The organism is Mesorhizobium sp. BHbdii, from assembly GCF_053848045.1.
This window is the reverse complement of sequence record NZ_JBSPKX010000268.1, coordinates 1-418: the sequence shown is the minus strand read 5'-3', so window position 1 is coordinate 418 and position 418 is coordinate 1. Positions and strand designations below refer to the sequence as shown.

The following is a 418-nucleotide window of genomic DNA, read 5'->3' as shown; positions in this document are numbered from 1 at the left end:
CCTGCAAGGCGGCCGCCTCGGCCCGTTCGATCTGATCGAAGATGGTGCCGTTGCGTGTGTGCAGCACCACCCGGGCGACCGCGAGCAGCGTCTTGTAGGTGGTCTCTTCCATCAAGTCGCGGCGCACCGCGAAAATGTGCTGGCGAGGGCCGAGTTCCTTGCCGCGCAGACGGCTGTTTTCGCATAGCGTCTCGACCGCACGCTGCAGGTCCTGGACATAGGACGAGGCCTGCTCATTGACGACGACGAAGTCGATCATCATGCCGCGTGTGCGCATATATTCCTGGAAGCGCAGCGCCTGGGCGACGATTTCCAGATCGGCAACATCGCCGATCCTGACCAGGAAGATCGGGAAATCGCCCGAAATGCTGGTCGGCCACAGGCTCGACTGCTTGCCAAGGCCCGAAGCGATGGATTC

At 62.2% G+C, this 418-nt stretch carries 1 protein-coding gene; it reads right to left on the bottom strand.

Annotated elements, in window-relative coordinates:
* A partial coding sequence (locus ACWTU8_RS32980; RefSeq protein WP_455851396.1) for a hypothetical protein occupies positions 1–418 on the bottom strand: 418 nt, incomplete at both ends.